Source organism: Pseudomonas sp. NPDC087803 (assembly GCF_044742995.1).
Lineage (GTDB): Bacteria > Pseudomonadota > Gammaproteobacteria > Pseudomonadales > Pseudomonadaceae > Aquipseudomonas.
On sequence record NZ_JBIUVO010000002.1, the window covers coordinates 75,007 to 94,098 of the forward strand.

The following is a 19,092-nucleotide window of genomic DNA, read 5'->3' on the forward strand; positions in this document are numbered from 1 at the left end:
CATGTCACATCCGTTGTGGGCGCATTGTAGTGAGGGTGTCAGCTTTGTTACATGGATTTTTCCACTGTTTCAGATGTTCCAGCGTGGCGCGGTGATTGCCAGGCGCTGGCGCAGTTCGCCGATGTTCGCCGCCAGTTGCCGGGTCAGCAAACGGTAACCGTCCAGCGTGCTGTAGACCGGCGTGTCGAGACTGGCGTCCGGCAACTCCAATGGGCGCTCCAGACGTTGCGTCGCACCGGATTTCAAGGCCCGGGCCATGCCGATCAGTTGCACGCGGATCACCCGGTGTTCGGCCCGCAGCGCCGATTGCAGGTGCGCCATGGCTTCGGGATCGTTGGCGTCGGGGCGGGTGTTGCCGAGGATTTCCAGGGTACTGACGCACATTCGCAGGTTGCGCTGAATCGCGTCCAGTTCGGTCATGGAGATTTTTACTTCCTTGGACACCGAAGGCATCAACGAACGCAGTTGCACCATCACCGTGGTCACCCGGCCCATCAGCTTCAGATGCTCATCGGCGCTGACCGGTTGGCCGCTGATGATCCGCCCGTACAACGTGGCGCAGTCGCGCAAGGCATCGGCGAGGTTGTAGCGCCACGAATACACCGCGTACAGCGGCAGGGCGAAGGAAAACGCCAGGGCCAGGGCGATGCCGATCAGGATGTCGACCCCGCGCCACAAGCCGTCGGTGATCGGGTTGTCGCCATGTCCGGCGACGATGAACACGGTGATTGCCGAGAGCAGGGCGGTGTACCCACCCTTGCCAATCGCGTGATAGGAGAAAAATCCGCAGACCACCGCCATCGCAAAGTAGGTCAGCCACGGCATGCCCAGCCACGCCTGTTGCGCCACCAGCAGCAGACCGACACCGGCACCGATCAGGGTGCCGGTGGCGCGTTCGGCGGCTTTCTTGCCGATGTTGCCGTGGTGCTGCAGGCCGCCGATCACCACCAGCATGGTCACCGACGCCCACTCGCCGTGGGGCAGGTTGATGCCGGTGGTCAGCAGGATGGTTGCCAGCAGCCCCAGCGCCACCCGCACCGCGTGAATCAGTCGGGCGTGCTGGTAGCGGCGGTACGGGTCCAGCAACGGACGCAGGATTCGCCGCAGCAGCGGTGGCAGTCGTTGGGTGCTGAAGGTGCTCAGTGCAAAGTCCTCGTCAGAAGATGTAGTCGGTGGTCAGGAAACTCGAATCGCGGCCGCGAATGATCTCGCTGATCAGATCCTTGTTGCTGTCCTGGAACTTGGTCGCCACCAGTGTGCGGATCGAAAACACCCGCAGGGCATCGTGTACCGACAGCGTGCCCTCGGCCGAGTTCTTGCGCCCGTTGAACGGGTAGGTGTCCGGGCCGCGCTGGCACTGCGCGTTGAGGTTGATCCGCCCGACCTGGTTGGCGAAGGTATCGACCAGTCGACCGATCGCCACCGGGTTGGTACCGAACAGGCTCAGCTGCTGGCCGAAGTCCGATTCCAGCACGTAGTCGATCACGGTATCGAGGTGGCGATACGGCACGATTGGCACCACCGGGCCGAATTGCTCCTCGTTGTACACGCGCATTTGCGGCGTCACCGGGTACAGCACGGCGGGGTAGAAGAACGACTCGCGACTCTCGCCGCCATTCGGGTTGACCACTTGTGCGCCCTTGCTCTGCGCGTCGGCCACCAGACCGTGCAGGTAATTGACCTTGCCCGATTCCGGCAACGGCGTCAGTGCCACGCCGCTGTCCCACGGCATGCCCGGCTTGAGGGAGGCCAGTTTGGCGTTGAATTTTTCGATAAAGGCGTCGACCACGTCTTCGTGCACAAACAGGATTTTCAACGCGGTGCAGCGCTGGCCGTTGAACGACAGCGAACCGGTGACCGCTTCGCTGACCGCGTTGTCCAGATCGACCTCCGGCAGGACGATGCCGGGGTTCTTCGCATCCAGGCCCAGCGCGGCGCGCAGACGGTGTGGTTTGGGGTGCAGTTTTTTCAGGTCGCTGGCGGCCTTGTTGGTGCCGATGAAGGCGAAGATGTCGATCTTGCCGCTGGCCATCAGCGCACTGACGGTTTCGCGGCCGCTGCCGTAGATCACGTTGATCACGCCGGTCGGGAAGCTGTCGCGGAACGCTTCGAGCAGCGGGCGGATCAGCAGCACGCCGAGCTTGGCCGGTTTGAACACCACGGTGTTGCCCATGATCAGCGCCGGTATCAGCGTGGTGAAGGTTTCGTTCAGCGGATAGTTGTAGGGCCCCATGCACAGTGCAACGCCGAGCGGCACGCGACGGATCTGGCCGAGGGTGTCCTGTTCCAGCTCGAAGCGGCTGGAACGGCGGTCGAGTTCTTTCAGCGCGTTGATGGTGTCAACGATGTAGTCACAGGTGCGGTCGAACTCTTTTTCCGAGTCCTTGAGGTTTTTGCCGATCTCCCACATCAGCAGCTTGACCACGGCTTCGCGCTGCTGGCGCATGCGGCCGAGGAACGCTTCGACGTGCTGGATGCGTTCGGCCACGCGCATGGTCGGCCACAGTCCCTGACCGCGATCGTAGGCACGCACGGCGGCGTCGAGGGCGGTGAGCGCGGTGTCGGCGTCGAGCAGCGGGGTGCTGCCGAGAATCACTTGTTCATCGCCGCTTTCGCCGTGCAGGTACACCGGGCTGCGCACGGTGGCGAGCGGGCCATCCCAGCGCCGCAGTTCGCCGTCGACGAGGTATTCGCGTTGCTCGACCTGACCGTCGAGGCGGTATTTTTCCGGGATGTCGCTGACAGAAGGGAACAGGTTGCCAAGGATGTTTGCTGTGGTCATGTCGCTACCCCGTGAAGATGTCTGCGTGCAGATTGGAAAAGTCTCTACAGGTTATACGCCTGAATGCGCCGAAATTTAAACCCGCCAATGTCACACGAATGTCACGCCAAGACCCGGAACAGAGCCGCGATGCCCCCCTGTAGGAGCTGCCGCAGGCTGCGATCTTTTGATCTTGGTCTTTAAAAGCACAGTCAAAAGATCGCAGCCTGCGGCAGCTCCTACAGGGATGTGTGTGGCCCCGTTTGGCCCCATCGTTGTCCCGCAATGCCCTCAACCCGCTGACGTTGCTGTCTTAAGGTGGGCTCACAACAATAAGCGGCATCTACGCGAGGATTGTTATGCGGGCCATCCCATTCACTTTACTGCTGGCGCTGTTGATGTTGCTGTTCGGTTGCGGTGAACAAGCCGAACCACCGGCAACTACCCGCAACGCCACCCCCGCCGACCCGGCACTGGCGCAGATCTACGCCAACAGTTGCCAGCTCTGTCACGCCAATCCCGCCGCCAACGCACCATTGACCGGTGACCGTAAAGCCTGGGAACCGCGCATCCGCCAGGGCGCCGACACGCTGCTCGACCACGCCATCAACGGCTACAACGGCATGCCGCCGATGGGCCAGTGCGTCGAGTGTTCGGAAGAACAATTCCTGCAACTGATCGGCTTCATGGCCGACCAGCCCCTCCCACAATAAGGGCGCGCGCATGAGCATGGATCTGACACGCCGGCAGTTGTTGCAACGGGCAAGCATCGTCGGCGCGTTCGCTGCGCTGGCGGCCAATCCCGCGCTGGGGCAATTGATGCGTGCCCCGCGGCTGATTCCCTGGCGCAACTGGTCGGGCGGGCAGAGTTGCCTGCCGGCGGCGCGGCTGGCGCCGAAGAATCTGGATGAACTGAGCGCTGCGATTCGCCAGGCCCAGGGCAAAATTCGCCCGGTCGGTTCGGCACACTCGTTCAGTGCGCTGGTGCCCACCGACGGCACGCTGCTGTCGCTGAGCTATTTCAACGGTCTGCTTGATCACGACCCGAAGACCCTGCAAGCCGAATTCGCCGCCGGCACGCCGATGTCGCGCATGGGCGTGCCACTGAGGGACATCGGTCAGGCGCTGCAGAACATGGCCGATATCGATTACCAGACCCTCGCCGGAGCGATTTCCACCTCGACCCACGGCACCGGCAAAACCTTTCAGTCGTACTCGGCGCACGTCTGCGGCATGCAATTGGTGACGGCCAATGGCGAGGTGCTGGACTGCGACAGCCAGCGTCATCCCGAGGTGTTCAACGCCGCGCGGGTGTCCCTCGGCGCACTGGGCGTGGCGACCAGAATCCGTCTGCAAAACCGCCCGGCCTATCGCCTGCGCGAGCGTCAATGGATCGCCAAGACCGAAGAGCTGCTGGAAGACCTCGACAAGAACACCCGCGAAAACCAGCACTGGGAAATGCTCGTGGTCACCCATTCCGATTACGCCTTGTCCATTGCCCTCAACGAAACCAGCGACCCGGCCACGCCGCCGATTCCGCCCGAAGAGGAGGGCGGCAACGAGTTCGTGACCCTGATCGAGAAGATCGACAAGTACGGCAGCGACTTCCCCGAGCTGCGCCGCAGCATGCTCAACAGTCTGCGGCATCTGGCGAGTTTCGATGATCGGGTCGGCGACTCGTTCGACATCTACGCCAACGTACGCACCGTGCGCTTCAACGAGATGGAATACTCGGTGCCGGCCGAATACGGCCCGGCCTGCCTGCGGGAAATCCTCAAACTGATTCAGGACAAGGACCTGCGCACCTGGTTTCCCATCGAGTACCGCTACGTCAAGGCCGATGACATTCCGCTGAGCATGTTCGAGGGCCGCGACAGCTGTTCGATTTCGGTGCACCAGCACTATCAGATGGATCACCACAACTTTTTCGCGGCGGTCGAGCCGATTTTCTGGAAGTACAACGGCCGCCCGCACTGGGGCAAGTTGCATACGCTCAACGCCCGCACGTTGCAGCCGCTGTATCCGCGCTGGCGCGAGTTTGTCGAGGTGCGTCAGGCGCTGGATCCGAGCGGACGCTTTCTCAATGCGCATCTGTCGTCGATTCTGGGGGTGAGCTGATGGCGGTCAATCGACGCAATTTCATGCTGGGCACATTGGGTGTCGGCGCTTTAGTGCTGGGCGTGGGCGCCTGGCTGCGACCGGGTGATCGTGGTGCGCCGTACAACGAGTATTTCCGCGCGCTGAATAACGAGTTGAAGGACAAAGGCCCGATGCGACCGGTGCTGTTGATCGATCTGGATCGCCTCGATCACAACATCGACGTGGTGATGCAGTCGGTCAAGCGCGGCGGCAAGCAATTGCGTCTGGTGGAAAAATCCCTGCCGTCGCCGGGGCTGTTGAGCTACATCGCGCAACGTGCCGGGACGCAAAAACTCATGTCGTTTCACCAGCCGTTTCTCAATCACGATGCGGTCACGTTTCCGCAGGCCGACATCCTGCTCGGCAAGCCGCTGCCGGTGCGTTCAGCCGAGCTGTTTTATCAAAACCACAAAGGCCCGTTCGACCCGTCCAGGCAACTGCAATGGCTGCTCGACGGGCCCGAGCGCCTGCAACAATACCTGGCGTTGGCGCAGGGCCTGGGCACGCGGATGCGCATCAACATCGAGCTGGATGTCGGCCTGCATCGTGGCGGAGTCAGTGAGGTAAATGTGCTGGGGCAGATGCTCGCGCTGATCAGCGCCAATCCGCAGCATCTGCAGTTCGCCGGGTTCATGGGCTACGACCCGTTCGTGGGCATGGGCGTACCGGGGATTCTCGGTTCACCTGAAGAGCTGTTCGCCAAGGTCATGGTGATTTATCAGCGCTGCGTCGATTTCACCCGCCAGCAGTATCCGGCGTTGTGGAATGACAACCTGTGCCTGAACACCGCCGGCAGCCCGAGTTACCGCATCCACGAGAACGAAAAGCTGAGCACCGAGGTGTCGGTGGGCACGGCGATGCTCAAACCGACGCACTACGACCTGCCGTCGCTGGTCGATCATCTGCCCGCCACTTATATCGCCACGCCAGTGCTCAAGAGTACCGGCGCAGTGAACATTCCGGCGCTGGATGACAAGTCGAAACTGTTCTCCTGGTGGGACACCAACCAGCGCCAGACCTTTTTCATTTACGGCGGCAACTGGATGGCCGAGTTCGAATCCCCGGCCGGGCTGCAAAGCAACGGCGTGTATGGCCGCAGCTCGAATCAGGAGATGGTCAATGGCTCGAATGCCGTGGGCCTGACCGTCGAGGATCAAGTGTTCCTGCGCCCGACCCAGACCGAAGCGGTGCTCCTGCAATTCGGTGATCTGCTGGCGGTGCGTGGCGGCAAGATCGTCGATACCTGGCCGGTCTACACCTGACCAAAAAACACCTCAAATCCCCCTGTGGGAGCGGGCTTGCTCGCGAATGCGGTGTATCAGCCATGAGGGTGTCAGCTGACAGGACGCCTTCGCGAGCAAGCCCGCTCCCACAGTTTGATTTATGTGCCGCTCACAATTTCTGTAATGAAGCTTTTATGACAAAAGTTCGGTAGCACATAGCCAGTCCGGTCATGCCTATGTAACGCGCTTGAGGGGCCCAACGGGGCGCTTTTCACAAGCCGAGGCGGGACGCCGGGAGTGAGGCAATGGGGACTATGGAACGCTACTCGAAAGTGGGCATGCAGGAACTCGATCAGCGCCTGTCGAAGATCGTCGAAGCCGCGCGCAAGAAGCCGGTTTCGGTGTATCGCTACGGCGCGCCGTGGGTCTGGATCGTGTCGCAGGATGACTGGCAAGGCGCCTTGAAAGAGGTCTCCAGCTACATTCCGCCAGGCCATTCGCTGGTGTTGCTGCGCCCGCAGATCGACGACTTGCTCGACGCCCATCAAGGCCTGTTGCATGAACTGAATGCCGAGCCCGGCATGCTCATCCCCGCGCAAACCGTCATGCACATCCTGCTCCTGCAATTGCTGTATTCGGTGCCCAGCGAGCAGCAACTGTATGAACAGCTCAATTACAACCTGCTGTTCCGCTGGTTCGTCGGTCTTGGCCTGAACCAGAAAGTCTGGAGCTTCAACGTCCTCAGTCGCGACATTGCCACGTTGCTCAACAACCCGCGTGCGGTGCAGCTCATTCAAAAAATCATCGGTGAAGTGTTCTGCGGTGCCTTGCTGCAAATGCCCGAGTTCTCCTTGAACTTCGCGCTCCTGCACACCTGGCTCGGCAAGCACAGCGTTGCTGCGCACGTCAGCAATTAGCTGCGCCAGCCATCGACGCAACACACAAGGCGCGCAACAGCGCCAACAGGTCATCGCGAATTCAGGGGGTAGTGTGGATCAGATTTTCACGTCACGGCTGGCGCTGTGGGGCTGGCTGCTGGTGACGGCCGGCGCGCAACCGGCATTCGCCGAAGAGGCTGCCGAGGCTGCTGCGCCGCAGCGTCTGGTGGACGTCAACGAATACTTCGTGCGCGGCAACACCGTGCTCGACGCCCGCGCCATCGAAGAAGCGGTGTACCCGTTTCTCGGCCCGCAAAAAGCCATGAGTGATATCGAAGGCGCCCGCGATGCCTTGCAGAAGGTCTACCAGCAACGCGGCTACCAATCGGTGTTCGTCGAGTTGCCGGAGCAAGCGGTGGCGGACGGCATCGTCTACCTGCAAGTCAGCGAAACCAAGGTCGGCCGGGTGCGTGTGGTCGGCGCCAAACACTATTCGCCGCTGGACATCCGCGACAACGTCCCGGCCCTGAAAGAAGGCGAGGTGCCGGACTTCGCCAAGGTTCAGGGCGAGCTGGCGCAGCTCAATAAAACCCCGGGCCGCCAGGTCATGCCGCTGGTCCACGAAGGTCAACGCCCCGGCACCATGGACGTCGATTTGCAGGTCGAAGACCAGAACCCGTGGAGCGCCAGCGTCGGCCTCAACAACGATTACAGCGCCGACACTGAAAAACTGCGCGCCGTGACCAGCCTCGGCTACAACAACCTCTGGCAACTCGGTCACAGCATCAACCTGACGTACTTCACCGCACCGCAGGACACCGACAACGCCAAGGTCTGGTCGGCTTCCTACACCGCGCCGCTGAGCGAGCGCTGGAGCGTGCAATTCTCCGGCTACCAGTCCGACAGCAACGTCGCCACCATCGGCGGCAGCAACGTGCTGGGCAAGGGCCATTCCTACGGGGTGTCGGCGATCTACACGCTGCCGTCCAGTGGCAACTGGTCGAACTCGCTGTCGGCCGGTATCGACTTCAAGGACTTCGACGAGCGCCTGACCCTGTCCGGCGAGAGCGACAAGGTGCCGCTGAAATACGCGCCGTTCACCTTCGCCTACAACGGCTTCCGTTACTCCGAAAAGAGCCAGCTCGGCCTCGGCCTGAGTCTGGTCGCGGCCACCCGCAGCATTTTCGGTTACGGCAGCTCCGACGAAGACTTCGACTACAAACGCTACCGCGCCAACCCGAGTTTCGCCGTGGTCAAGGGCGACAGCAATTTCACCTGGACCTTCGACAACGACTGGCAGAGCGCGAGCAAAGGCGCGTTCCAGCTGGCGTCGGGGCCACTGGTTTCCAACGAACAGTTTTCCGCCGGCGGCGCGACCTCGGTGCGCGGCTATCTGGCGGCGGAGCGCACCGGCGATGACGGCGTGCTGCTCAGTCAGGAACTGCGCACCCCGTCGCTGGCGAAATTCGCCGGCAGCTGGATGCAGGAATGGCGCTTCTACGCCTTTGCCGAAGGCGCGCAACTGTACCTGCGCGATGAGTTGCCGGACCAGGACGCCAGTTACGCGCTGGCCAGCGTCGGCCTCGGCACCCGCGCCAGCCTCAGCAAATGGCTGTCCGGCAGCCTCGACTGGGGCTACCCGCTACTCGAAGGGCCGAACACCTCGAAGCAGGAATCGCGCCTGCACTTCAACCTTCAAGCCACTTTCTAAAGGAGCACGTTCATGCAGCGCCTCATTCTTTCGTTGTTGATCTGCCTGGGCTTCGTGCTCCCGGCCACGGCGCAGGCCTGGTGGCAGGACGACTGGCATTACCGCAAGCAGATTGCCGTCGACACCACGCCGCAGGGCGCCGGAATCAATCAGGCGCTGGGCCGCACCGCGTTACTGGTGCGCCTGCACACCGGCAACTTCACCTTCGACGGGGTCAAGGAAGACGGCGCGGACCTGCGCTTCGTCGCCGCCGATGACAAGACCGTGCTCAACCACCAGATCGAAAGCTTCGATGCGCTGATGGGCATGGCGCTGATCTGGGTCGATGTGCCAAATGTCGAGGGCGGCCAGCGTCAGGACATCTGGATGTACTACGGCAATCAGAAGGCCCCGGCCACCGGCAACGGTCAGCTGACCTTCGATCCGAATTACACCGCGCTGTACCACTTCGACAGCGCCACTGGCACCCCGGCCAAGGACACCACTGCTTACGGCAACACCGCACAAAGCGCCACTGGCGCGGCGATTGACGGGGTGGTCGGGCGCGCCTTGCAGTTCAGCGGTCAGCCGTTGCTGCTGCCGGCCAGTCCATCGTTGCAGCACAGCGCCGGCAGCGCGTTCACCTTCAGCGCCTGGCTGCGTCTGGATCAGGCCAATGGCGAGCAACTGATCCTGGCCCGCCGTGAAGGCGCCAACAGTCTGCTGGTCGGGGTCAATCAGGGTGTGCCGTTTGTGGAGATCGACGGCCAGCGCGCCGTTGCCACTCAGCCGCTGAATCCCGGCCAATGGCAGCACGTCGCGCTGACCGCCGAAGGTTCGAAAGTCAGCCTGTACATCAATGGTCGTGAGAGTGCGACCCTCGCTCAAGCGATGCCGGCGTTCAATTCGGTGATGGCGATTGGCGGCGATCTGGTCGCAGGCCCGTACCAGCCATTCGTGGGCGCCATCGACGAATTGCGCCTGTCGAAAGTCGCGCGTCCGGCGCCGTTGCTGCTGGCCGACGCCACCGCACAGGGCGCCGAGTCGAAACTGGTGGCCTACGGCGTCGACGAAGAGCAGTCCGGCTTCGGTTTCGGCAGTCTCGGTTTCCTGCTCAACGCGGTACCGGTGGACGCCTGGGTGATCATCGCCGTGCTGGTGCTGATGATGTTCCAGTCGTGGATCATCATGCTGCGCAAAAACCACACCCTCAGCCGCGTAAGCAAGGCCAACGAAGACTTCCGCGAGCAATTCGCCAAGGTCGGCACCCGTCTGGAGATGTTCGCCGACGACGCGCAACTCGCTCAGCGTCTGCAGCATTCGCCGCTGTGGCGCCTGTACTCGGTGGCGGTCAAGGAAATCCGCACCCGCCGCGAACAGGGCGCCGATACCTCTTCGGTGTCTGCCGCGACCATTGAAGCGATCCGCTGCTCGATGGACGGCGTGCGTACCCGCGAGAACCAGGCGCTCAGCTCGAAACTCTCGACCCTGTCCAACGCCATCGCCGGCGGCCCGTACATCGGTCTGCTCGGCACCGTGCTGGGGATCATGGTGGTGTTCCTCGGCACCGCCATGGCCGGCGACGTCAACATCAACGCCATCGCTCCGGGCATGGCCGCCGCATTGCTCGCCACCGCCATGGGCCTGTTCGTCGCGATCCCCGCGCTGTTTGGCTACAACCGCCTGATCACCCGCAACAAGGAAGTCAGCGCCGACATGCGCGTGTTCGTAGACGAGTTCATCACGCGTCTGGCGGAGCTGCATGGCGAGAGCCAGCTCAGTGAGGCGTCGCACCCGCGCGGCCATCACGCCAATCACTCCGTACCGGCCTGAGGAGCACTGCCATGGCGTCCGTAAATGCCTCCCACGACGATGACGAAGATGCAGCGGTGGACAGCATCAACATCACCCCGCTGGTCGACGTGCTGATGGTGGTGCTGGTGATGTTCATCCTCACCGCCACCGCGCAGGTCTCGGGGATTCAGATCAACCTGCCCAAGGCCAGTGCCTCGGTGTCGCTGTCGGAGGCCAAGACCAAGGCGATTTCGGTCAACGATGGCGGCCAGGTATTTCTCGACGCCTACCCGGTGACCCTGGCCGAGCTGGAGGAACGCCTGCGCATCGAGAAGGCGCAGAGCCCGGACTTCCCGGTGATCGTGCGCGGCGACGCCACGGTGCAGTACCAGAAGGTTATCGAAGTGCTGGATCTGTTGCGCCGGCTCGAACTGTCTCAGGTCGGTCTGGTGACCGGCAAACCGACGCAGGGCTGAGTGATGACCGCACAACTCCCGATCGAGCCGCTGCCGGTGAAGCGTTCGCCATTGCGTTACCTGAAGTGGGGCGCCGGGCTGCTGCTCGGCGCGCTCGCCGCGTGGTTCCTGTGGCAGTGGGCCAATGACATGAGCGGCGTGCGCCGTGAAGCGCCGAAGGTGCCGACGATCATCCCGTTGCCGCCACCGCCGCCGCCACCTCCGGAAAAACCGCCGGAACCGGAAACCCCGGTGGAAGAAAAAGTCGTCGAGCCTGAGCCAACGCCCGAGCCACAGGAGGTCAAGCCCGAGGAAGAGGCGCCGCCATCACCGGCGGACGATCTGGCCAACCCGATGCAAATGGACGGCGATGCGCAGAGTGGCAATGACGCTTTCAACATCGGCGCCGGCAAGGGTGGCGGCATGGCCGGCGCGGGTGGCGGACGCTTGGGCACCGGCACTTACAGCCAGTTCCTCGCCTTCACCTTTCAGAAGCTGCTGCGCGAGAACCCCGACCTGCGCAACCTCGCATTTTCGCTGCAGGCCGATGTGTGGCTGAGCAGCGTCGGCGAAATCACCCGGGTCGAGCTGGTCAAGTCCAGCGGCAATCCCGAGATCGACACCCAAGTGCTGGCGGCGCTGCGTAACGCGCCGCACCTGAGCGAACGGCCACCGGCCTCCATGACTTTGCCTGTGCGCCTGTCCCTGCAAGGGCGGCGTCCGGGTTAACCCACTTATTCATTGCCAAGCATTCAAGCTTTGCCAAAAGGAGTTGTGTGCAGATGATTTCCAACGTGAATCGATTGTCCCTGGCGGTCGGCATGGTCATCGCGACCCTGGTCGGTCATGCCGTGGCAGCGCCTGCGCCCTCGGAGAACGCCACGATCAATCTGATCCGCTTGCTGGTCGAGCAGGGCATTCTGAAACAGGACAAGGCCGACGCGCTGATCGCCCAGGCGCAGAACGAAGCCGCCCAGGCCAGGCAGGCAGCGGCTTCGACTGCGGTGGCAGCAGGTCCGGTCGCCGCACCGGGCGATGTGCGCGTGCAGTACGTACCGGCCGCGGTGCGCGACCAGATCCGCGATCAGGTCAAGGCCGAGGTCATGGCCACCGCCAAACAGGAAAACTGGGCAGCGCCCAACACCTTCCCGGACTGGGCTTCGCGCATCAGCTTCGACGGCGACATCCGCCTGCGTGACGAGTCGCGCTACTACTCGGACAGCAACAGCAACGAAATCGTCGACTTCGCCAAGCTCAACAATAACGGCCCGTACGACGTCAACCCCAACAGCAGCACCAATCTGCCGCCGCTGCTCAACACTCGCGAAGACCGCACCAACCTGTTCCGCCTGCGCGCACGGCTGGGCATGAAAGCGGTGATCTCGCCGGAATGGACCGCCGGCATCCGCATCGGCACCGGTTCGGACAACAACCCGGTGTCGACCACGCAGAACCTCGGCGGCGGGTTTGCCAAGAAAGACATCTGGCTCGATCAGGGCTACCTGAATTGGAAACCCACCGAGGAGTTGACCCTGACCGGCGGGCGTTTCGCCAACCCGTTCATGTCCACCGACATGCTGTATTCCAACGACCTGAACTTCGACGGCGTAGCGGCGATTTTCGACCACAAGCTCAATCGCGACTGGGGCGTGTTCGGCACCGTCGGCGCGTTCCCGGTGGATTACACCAACGACACCACCACCAGCAATGGTTTCGACAAGGAAGAAAGCGACAACAAGTGGCTGTACGGCGCGCAGATCGGCGCCAAGTGGGCGATCAACAGCAACAATCGCCTCAAAGGTGCGCTGGCCTACTACCGCTTCGACGACATTCAAGGCCAGCGCTCCAGCCCTTGCGAACCGTGGGCCGGCGCCCCGGGCTGCGACACCGATGGCACTCGAGCGGCGTTCATGCAGAAGGGCAACAGCGTGTTCCTGCTGCGCGACATCACGCCGAACCCGGCCAACCCGACCACCACGCCACAGCCGCAATTCGTCGGCCTCGCGTCGGAATTCAACCTGCTCGACCTCAACCTGGTGTGGGACGCCGACCTGCCGCAAGACTTCAAATTGCGCAGCCAGGGCAACTACATCCACAACCTCGGTTACGACGAAGGCGACATGCGCAAACGCTCCGAGGGGCAGATCGTCAACAACCTCAACAGCAACGGCGAGATCGAAAGCGGCGCCAATGCGTGGATGGTGCAGTTCACCCTCGGCAACGCGCTGGACCTGAAGAAGCAGGGCGACTGGAACCTGTTCGCCGGCTACAAGTACATCCAGCCGGATGCCTTGCCTGACGGCTTTAACGACTCGTCGTTCCACCTCGGCGGGACCAACGCCAAGGGCTACTTCCTCGGCGGCAATTACGGCTTGGCGAAGAACGTCTACGCCACTGGCCGCTGGCTGAGCACCGAGGCGGTGTACGGCGCGCCGTTCAACATCGACGTCTTGCAGCTTGAGATCAACACGCGCTTCTAAGGCGCCGGGAGTACGGTCATGCACGCACGAGTTTTTCTGTTGGGGCTGAGTTTTTTCATTGCACAAGGTGCGCACGCCGAAGGCATGGAAGAGCGTCTGCGCACCCAGTTGCGCAGCACCACCCAGCAGTTGCAGGCCCTGCAGAGTCAGCAGGCCCAGGCCAGCGCCGCACAACTGGCGTCGCAGAACGAGGCCAAGGCCGCGCAGGCGCAGATCAAGCAATTGACCGCCGAACTGGCCAAGGCCAAAGGCCTGGCCGAGCAGTTGGCCGGCCAGCAGCAGAACCTGCACAGCCAGGCGCAGGCGCAAGTCGCCGCCAGCAGCGAGCAGGTCGGCAAGTTCAAGAAAGCCTACGACGAGTTGTTGGTCATGGCCCGTGCCAAAGAAGCAGAACGGTCTAAGCTTCAGGCGCAATTGGCTGAACGTGACACACAAGTGCAGCAATGTTCAGTCAAGAATCAGCAGATGTACGGCGTCGCCAAGCAGATCCTCACCGCCTACGAAAACATTGATGTGGCCGAGGTGATGAAGATCCGCCAGCCCTTCGCGGGCAGCGCCCGGGTCAAGTTCGATGAACTGGCCCAGGGGTTCGGTGACGAGCTTTACAAGACTCAATTCGACGCGCCGCAAGCCGCGCTCGCACACTGATTTACCAACAAGGAAGAAGTAATGACTCAATTGATCAGCCATGTATCCCCACAATCGTTGACCGAAGTCCTGCAAGCGGCCGGTTATCGCGTCAACCAGACCGAACAGAACGGCATCGTGCAGTTGCTCAGCGCCAGTCAGGGCATCGGTTATGCCGTGCGTTTCGGCAACCCGGCGGTGGAGCAGGGCAGCTACGTCGATTTCACGTTCAGCTGCGCGCTGCGGGTGCAAGGTGAGTTGCCACAGGGCGTGGCCGAGCAGTGGAACGCCACCCGGCGTTTTGCGCGTCTGTCGTTGCAGGGCGAGTTTCTGGTGATGGAAATGGACGTGGTGCTGGCGGCTGGTGTGAGCAGCGATCACCTGCGCGGCAACCTGGAGTTGTGGGATCGCCTGTTGCAGGAGTTCATCGTCTACCTGCGTGATTTCAGCCAGGCCGCGCAAGCCTCGACAGCCAAAGTCGCCGTCGCTGAGCAAGAGGAAGTCGCGCTGTGAAAAAACCGGCCATGGTGATCGGCGCCGGGGCAGTGGCGCTGTTGGTGGTAGCCGTGGCGCTGGTGCTGCGACCGGGTGCTGACCCGGTTGCCGCCCAGCAATCGTCGCCCATGGCGGCGGTTGCTGCGGGGCCTGCGGTCGCGCGGTTGGGCAATCAGCAGGTCACGCCGCAGGAGTTGCAGGCGCTGCTGGAAACCGTCCCGCCGGCGACTCGCGAGCAATTGCGCGGCAACCGTGAAGCGCTGGAGCGTTGGATTCGCACGCGTCTGGCAGAGAAAGCCGTGCTGGAACAGGCCGACGCACAGGGCTGGGCGCAGCGTCCGGACGTGCTGCGGCAAACCCGCGCGGCCAGCGAGCAGATCGTCTTTCGCGATTATCTGCGTTCGGTCAGCCAGGTGCCGGCGGACTACCCGAGTGCGGCTGAATTGCAGCAGGCGTATGACGCCGGCAAGGCCAGTTGGATGTCGCCGCCGTTGTATCGGGTCAGCCAGATTTTCCTCGCGGTGCCGGATGCCCAGAGCCTGGAAAGCGTGCGCAAACAGGCGGCCGAGCTGAGCAAGAAGGCCCAGAGCACACCGGCGGATTTTGCCGCGCTGGCGACTCAGTATTCGCAGGATCGCCTGACCGCCGAACGCGGTGGCGATAGCGGGCTGCAACCGTTACAACAACTGGTGCCGGAGGTGCGTGGCGCGGTGGCGAAGTTGAAGGTGGGCGCGGTGTCCGATCCGGTGCAGAGTGCGGCTGGCTTCCATGTGCTCAAACTCACCGAACAGCAGCCGGCACGTACCGCGACTCTGGACGAGCTGCGCGATCAACTGACCCAGGCCTTGCGTGCGCAACGTCAGGAGCAGATTGCCCAGGCGTACCTGGACGGGATGCTCAACACCGCGACCTTGAGTATTGATGGGGCTGAGCTGAACAAGGTCCTCGAAGAGAAACGCTGATGGTGATTCACCGCAGATCCCGGGTGGGAGCGGGCTTGCTCGCGAAAGCGGTGGGTCATTCAACAAACAAGTTGGCTGGCATGGCCCCTTCGCGAGCAAGCCCGCTCCCACATTAGAACCGTGGCGTTTTCCAAAATACAAAGATCGACAGGGAGTCATCGATGTCATTCACCGAACCCGCAGGACGACAGGGTAGCCCCGACTATCGCTGGGCACAGGGCGAGCGCGAGCCATGGCTGGCGCAAGCCGCGAGCATCGATGCCGACGTCGCGCAGTACTTTCTGGTCAGCGCCCGCTGTGGCTGTTTCATGCAGGCCGCGCGCAGTCTCAACGTGCGCTCGACCTTGCTGCGCAAACAACTGGCGCAGCTCGAGCAGGCGTTGCAGCACTCGCTGTTCAGTTTTCAGGGCAGCGCCCTCAGCCTGACCCGTGAAGGGCAGCAGTTGCAGGCGCAGCTGGTGGCACTGGCTCACGAACGCAAATTGCCGGTGGTCGAGCAGCCGCTGATCCGCCTGGCCGTTGCCGAGTCGATCCTGCATGACATCCTCGGTCGCGACCTGATCGCGCTGCTGCGGCGCAATGCCAGCGTGCGCCTTGAGATCATCGCGCTGGACAGTGAACTGTCGCTGCGCGCGGTCAGTGCCGACGTGGTGCTGTGGCTGGCCCACGGCGAAACCCCCAACCCCGGCCCGACCTTCGCCACCAGTCAGCCGCAGGCATTGGCGCGTCTGGATTACCTGCCGCACATCGCCAAACGCTATTCCCGCGTCACCGCGCGCCCGGCGAGTGCCGACGATCTCAGCGATTTCATGCTGGTGCAATGGCAGCACGACCGGCAGATCGACAGCTTCCGACCGTGGAATCACTTGGTCGAACAGCGCCTGGCCGGCGTGGTGCAGATGCAGTCTTACGAGCTGATGCTGGAGATGATCCGCTGCAGTGCCTGCATCGGTTTGTTGCCGGCGTACATGAGTCGTTTCGACCGCGGGCTGGTGGCGTTGCCGGGGCTGTTCGATGAGCCGATGCAGCTACAGGCGTGGCTGGCGGTGAACGCTGAGTCTTTGGGCGTCGCCGAAGTGCAGACCCTGGTCGAGTTGATCCGGCACACCTTCAATGAGCGCCAGGAGTGGTTCCAGACCTGAGCCAACCCCCTTTGCCCACAACCCCTGTAGGAGCTGCCGCAGGCTGCGATCTTTTGATTTTAAGAAGCAAGATCAAAAGATCGCAGCCTTCGGCAGCTCCTACAGCTTGTATGCGTCGGTGTTTGCGGTTTAGAGTCATTGGCCACACACCGATCCAGGAAGGATCCACCATGCCCGACCACAACCCCGCCATCACCCTCGAACGCTTCAACGAATCCCACGTCGAGGCCGTTACCGCGCTGTACAACGATCCGGCCGTGACCCGCCAGGTATTGCAGATGCCGTTTCAGTCCGCCGACATTTGGCGGCAGCGGCTGCTGGCGGAGAACGAGCGGATGGTCAAGCTGGTGGCGCTGCATCAGGGCGCGGTGGTCGGTCATCTCGGGCTGGAAAACTATTCACGGATTCGCCGCGCCCACGCTGGCAGCGTCGGCATGGCCGTCGCTGTGGCATGGCAGGGCAAGGGTGTCGGGTCGAAACTGCTGGCGGCGGCGCTGGACATCGCCGACAACTGGATGAACCTGCACCGGATCGAACTCTCGGTGTACGCCGACAACGAGCCGGCCATCAGCCTGTATCGCAAGTTCGGCTTCGAGACCGAAGGCCTGTTCCGTGACTACGCCGTGCGCGACGGGCAATGGGTCGACACCCTGAGCATGGCCCGTCTGCGTCGTCGATAAGCTCAAAAAATCCTGTGTGAGCGTGGAGTCAGTCGGCCAAGGCGAACGCCACCGCCGACTGCGCATGCAGCTCGGTGGTGTCGAGCAGGGGCAGGGCGCTGTGTTCGGGTTTGACCAGCAGACCGATTTCCGTGCAGCCGAGGATGATCGCCTGGGCGCCGCGCGCGGTCAGCGTTTCGATCACCCGTTGATAGATCTGGCGCGACTCATCGCTGATCACCCCGACGCACAGTTCGTCGTAGATGATCCGGTGCACCTCCTTGCGCTCGGCGTCGTCCGGCACCAGTACCGTCAAACCCTGGGCAATCAGACGCTGCTTGAGAAAATCCTGCTCCATGGTAAAAGCCGTGCCGAGCAGGCCCACCGTGTGCGCCTCAATATCCAACGCCGCCTGCGCTGCCGGTTCGGCAATGTGCAGGAACGGAATGCTGATCGCCGCCTGAATCTGCGCCGCGACCTTGTGCATGGTGTTGGTACACAGCACCACGCATTCGGCGCCGCCGGCTTCGAGCCTGCGCGCGGCGTCCACCAGAATCGCCGCCGCATCGTCCCAGCGCCCGGCGTGCTGGGCCTGTTCGACCGGGCCGAAGTCGACGCTGCACATCAGGATTTGCGCCGAGCGCAGCGGGCCGAGGCGGTCGCGGACCTGTTGATTGATGAGACGATAGTATTCAGCGCTGGACTCCCAGCTCATGCCGCCGATCAGGCCGATAGTGCGCATTGAAATTCCTCGAACGATGGCCCGTTGCGAAAAGTCGGGCCCGGGCCGAGTGTCCATCGGTTCGCGGGCGTATGCCAGTACAAAGCAACTGTACCGTTGATCCTTTTGCCAAGTGTCTCGGTGCCGGCTTTCGAGGTTTAACGTACGCCGGCGCGTCGATCTGTCACTATCGACTATCGCAGGCTCTCCCCGAGGAACGTACCGATGAACGACGTACAACAACTGGGCGAAATGCTTCGTCACTATGCCGAGAGTGAAGCACACAAGAAGCAACTGTTCGAAACCCAGTCACAGGCGTGGGCCAGCCGCATCACCGAGCTGTTCGGCCAGATCCAGCAATGGCTGGAACCGGTGCAGGCACCGAATCTGCTGGAGGTCAGTCGCGAGGCATACGTCGCGTTCGGCCCGAGCACACCGGTGGAAACCTCGACCTTCAAGACCGAGAAACTGAGCATCGTGATTGCCGGCAAACCGGTGGAATTCGTGCCGGACGTGATGGGCAGCGCCGGGCAGATTTCCCTGGCGGTGATGGGCCTGACGGCGGCGCGCTACGGGAGCATTTCGCTGGTGGGGCTGCCGAGCGGCGAGTGGCAGTGGCGCAAGACCAATGGCCTGAAGGATCCGGACACCTTTGTGTTCGATGCGGACTTTCTGGCGCAGCAGTTGCAGAGCCTGATCCCCCGCGACCGCAGCTGACCCGCCAAGCCCCCTGTAGGAGCTGCCGAAGGCTGCGATCTTTTGACTTTGATTTTCTAAAAACAAGATCAAAAGATCGCAGCCTGCGGCAGCTCCTACAGGGGAACGGGGGATTACATATCGAGGTTGATCCAGCCCGGTTTCGCCTCTTCCGGCGCCACTGCTTTCACGGGTTTCCCGGTGGCCAACTCGACCCGCCGTGCCACCTCCGGGTCATCGGCAAACGGCACCATGCTCGCGTCGTCGAGGCTTTCCGCCGTCTGGTGGCGCAGGCAGTATTCCACCGCCAGCCACAGAAACACCACGCCCAGCACATTCAAGAAAATATCCATCCTCTTCGGCTCCCTGC

19 protein-coding genes are annotated in these 19,092 nt (G+C 62.5%); 15 read left to right on the top strand and 4 right to left on the bottom strand.

Annotation, left to right across the window (positions count from 1 at the left end; genetic code table 11):
• Nucleotides 1-69: 69 nt before the first annotated feature.
• Both ACIOUG_RS03465 and ACIOUG_RS03470 read right to left on the bottom strand, forming a co-directional pair.
• Nucleotides 70-1,110 (bottom strand): FUSC family protein, encoded by a 1,041-nt coding sequence (locus ACIOUG_RS03465; RefSeq protein WP_401062820.1) that lies wholly within the window; start codon nt 1,108-1,110, stop codon nt 70-72.
• Between the two features lie 46 nt (nt 1,111-1,156).
• Nucleotides 1,157-2,782, bottom strand: coding sequence for an NADP-dependent glyceraldehyde-3-phosphate dehydrogenase (locus ACIOUG_RS03470; protein ID WP_401062531.1), 1,626 nt, complete (start codon nt 2,780-2,782; stop codon nt 1,157-1,159).
• Nucleotides 2,783-3,120: 338 nt separating this feature from the next.
• Here ACIOUG_RS03470 and ACIOUG_RS03475 point away from each other — a divergent pair, with 338 nt between their 5' ends.
• The 14 genes from ACIOUG_RS03475 (at nt 3,121) to ACIOUG_RS03540 (ending at nt 17,326) form a co-directional block, all read left to right on the top strand.
• Entirely contained in the window at nt 3,121-3,474 is a 354-nt protein-coding gene (locus ACIOUG_RS03475; protein WP_401062533.1) for a c-type cytochrome, read from the top strand.
• A gap of 76 nt (nt 3,475-3,550) precedes the next feature.
• Nucleotides 3,551-4,879: a D-arabinono-1,4-lactone oxidase gene (locus tag ACIOUG_RS03480; RefSeq protein ID WP_401062821.1), complete on the top strand. Its 1,329-nt coding sequence runs from the start codon at nt 3,551-3,553 to the stop codon at nt 4,877-4,879.
• 74 nt (nt 4,880-4,953) lie between these two features.
• Entirely contained in the window at nt 4,954-6,162 is a 1,209-nt protein-coding gene (locus ACIOUG_RS03485) for a DSD1 family PLP-dependent enzyme (protein ID WP_401062823.1), read from the top strand.
• Between the two features lie 266 nt (nt 6,163-6,428).
• Nucleotides 6,429-7,040, top strand: coding sequence for a transposase (locus tag ACIOUG_RS03490; protein ID WP_401062535.1), 612 nt, complete (start codon nt 6,429-6,431; stop codon nt 7,038-7,040).
• A 73-nt stretch (nt 7,041-7,113) separates the two neighbouring features.
• Entirely contained in the window at nt 7,114-8,712 is a 1,599-nt protein-coding gene (locus ACIOUG_RS03495) for a ShlB/FhaC/HecB family hemolysin secretion/activation protein (protein ID WP_401062537.1), read from the top strand.
• Nucleotides 8,713-8,724: 12 nt separating this feature from the next.
• Nucleotides 8,725-10,524: a DUF2341 domain-containing protein gene (locus ACIOUG_RS03500; RefSeq protein ID WP_401062539.1), complete on the top strand. Its 1,800-nt coding sequence runs from the start codon at nt 8,725-8,727 to the stop codon at nt 10,522-10,524.
• Between the two features lie 11 nt (nt 10,525-10,535).
• Nucleotides 10,536-10,961: a biopolymer transporter ExbD gene (locus ACIOUG_RS03505; RefSeq protein WP_003224462.1), complete on the top strand. Its 426-nt coding sequence runs from the start codon at nt 10,536-10,538 to the stop codon at nt 10,959-10,961.
• A gap of 3 nt (nt 10,962-10,964) precedes the next feature.
• Nucleotides 10,965-11,669 (top strand): energy transducer TonB, encoded by a 705-nt coding sequence (locus ACIOUG_RS03510; RefSeq protein WP_401062540.1) that lies wholly within the window; start codon nt 10,965-10,967, stop codon nt 11,667-11,669.
• 53 nt (nt 11,670-11,722) lie between these two features.
• Nucleotides 11,723-13,420, top strand: coding sequence for a putative porin (locus ACIOUG_RS03515; protein WP_401062542.1), 1,698 nt, complete (start codon nt 11,723-11,725; stop codon nt 13,418-13,420).
• Between the two features lie 18 nt (nt 13,421-13,438).
• Nucleotides 13,439-14,068, top strand: a complete 630-nt coding sequence (locus ACIOUG_RS03520; protein WP_401062544.1) for a DNA repair protein — start codon at nt 13,439-13,441, stop codon at nt 14,066-14,068.
• A 21-nt stretch (nt 14,069-14,089) separates the two neighbouring features.
• Nucleotides 14,090-14,560, top strand: coding sequence for a YbjN domain-containing protein (locus ACIOUG_RS03525; protein ID WP_401062546.1), 471 nt, complete (start codon nt 14,090-14,092; stop codon nt 14,558-14,560).
• Nucleotides 14,557-15,504, top strand: a complete 948-nt coding sequence (locus ACIOUG_RS03530) for a peptidylprolyl isomerase (protein WP_401062548.1) — start codon at nt 14,557-14,559, stop codon at nt 15,502-15,504. The genes ACIOUG_RS03525 and ACIOUG_RS03530 overlap by 4 nt, the downstream gene beginning before the upstream one ends.
• Nucleotides 15,505-15,665: 161 nt before the next feature.
• Nucleotides 15,666-16,646: a LysR family transcriptional regulator gene (locus ACIOUG_RS03535; RefSeq protein ID WP_401062550.1), complete on the top strand. Its 981-nt coding sequence runs from the start codon at nt 15,666-15,668 to the stop codon at nt 16,644-16,646.
• Nucleotides 16,647-16,816: 170 nt separating this feature from the next.
• Complete coding sequence (locus tag ACIOUG_RS03540; RefSeq protein ID WP_401062552.1) at nt 16,817-17,326, top strand: GNAT family N-acetyltransferase; 510 nt, start codon at nt 16,817-16,819, stop codon at nt 17,324-17,326.
• Nucleotides 17,327-17,354: 28 nt separating this feature from the next.
• Here ACIOUG_RS03540 and ACIOUG_RS03545 read toward each other — a convergent pair whose 3' ends face one another.
• Nucleotides 17,355-18,047: an aspartate/glutamate racemase family protein gene (locus tag ACIOUG_RS03545; protein WP_401062553.1), complete on the bottom strand. Its 693-nt coding sequence runs from the start codon at nt 18,045-18,047 to the stop codon at nt 17,355-17,357.
• Nucleotides 18,048-18,251: 204 nt separating this feature from the next.
• Here ACIOUG_RS03545 and ACIOUG_RS03550 point away from each other — a divergent pair, with 204 nt between their 5' ends.
• Entirely contained in the window at nt 18,252-18,743 is a 492-nt protein-coding gene (locus ACIOUG_RS03550) for a hypothetical protein (protein WP_166497014.1), read from the top strand.
• A 113-nt stretch (nt 18,744-18,856) separates the two neighbouring features.
• On the opposite strand, the gene ACIOUG_RS03555 is transcribed toward ACIOUG_RS03550, so the two are convergent.
• Nucleotides 18,857-19,075: a hypothetical protein gene (locus ACIOUG_RS03555; protein WP_047294138.1), complete on the bottom strand. Its 219-nt coding sequence runs from the start codon at nt 19,073-19,075 to the stop codon at nt 18,857-18,859.
• Nucleotides 19,076-19,092: the final 17 nt, after the last annotated feature.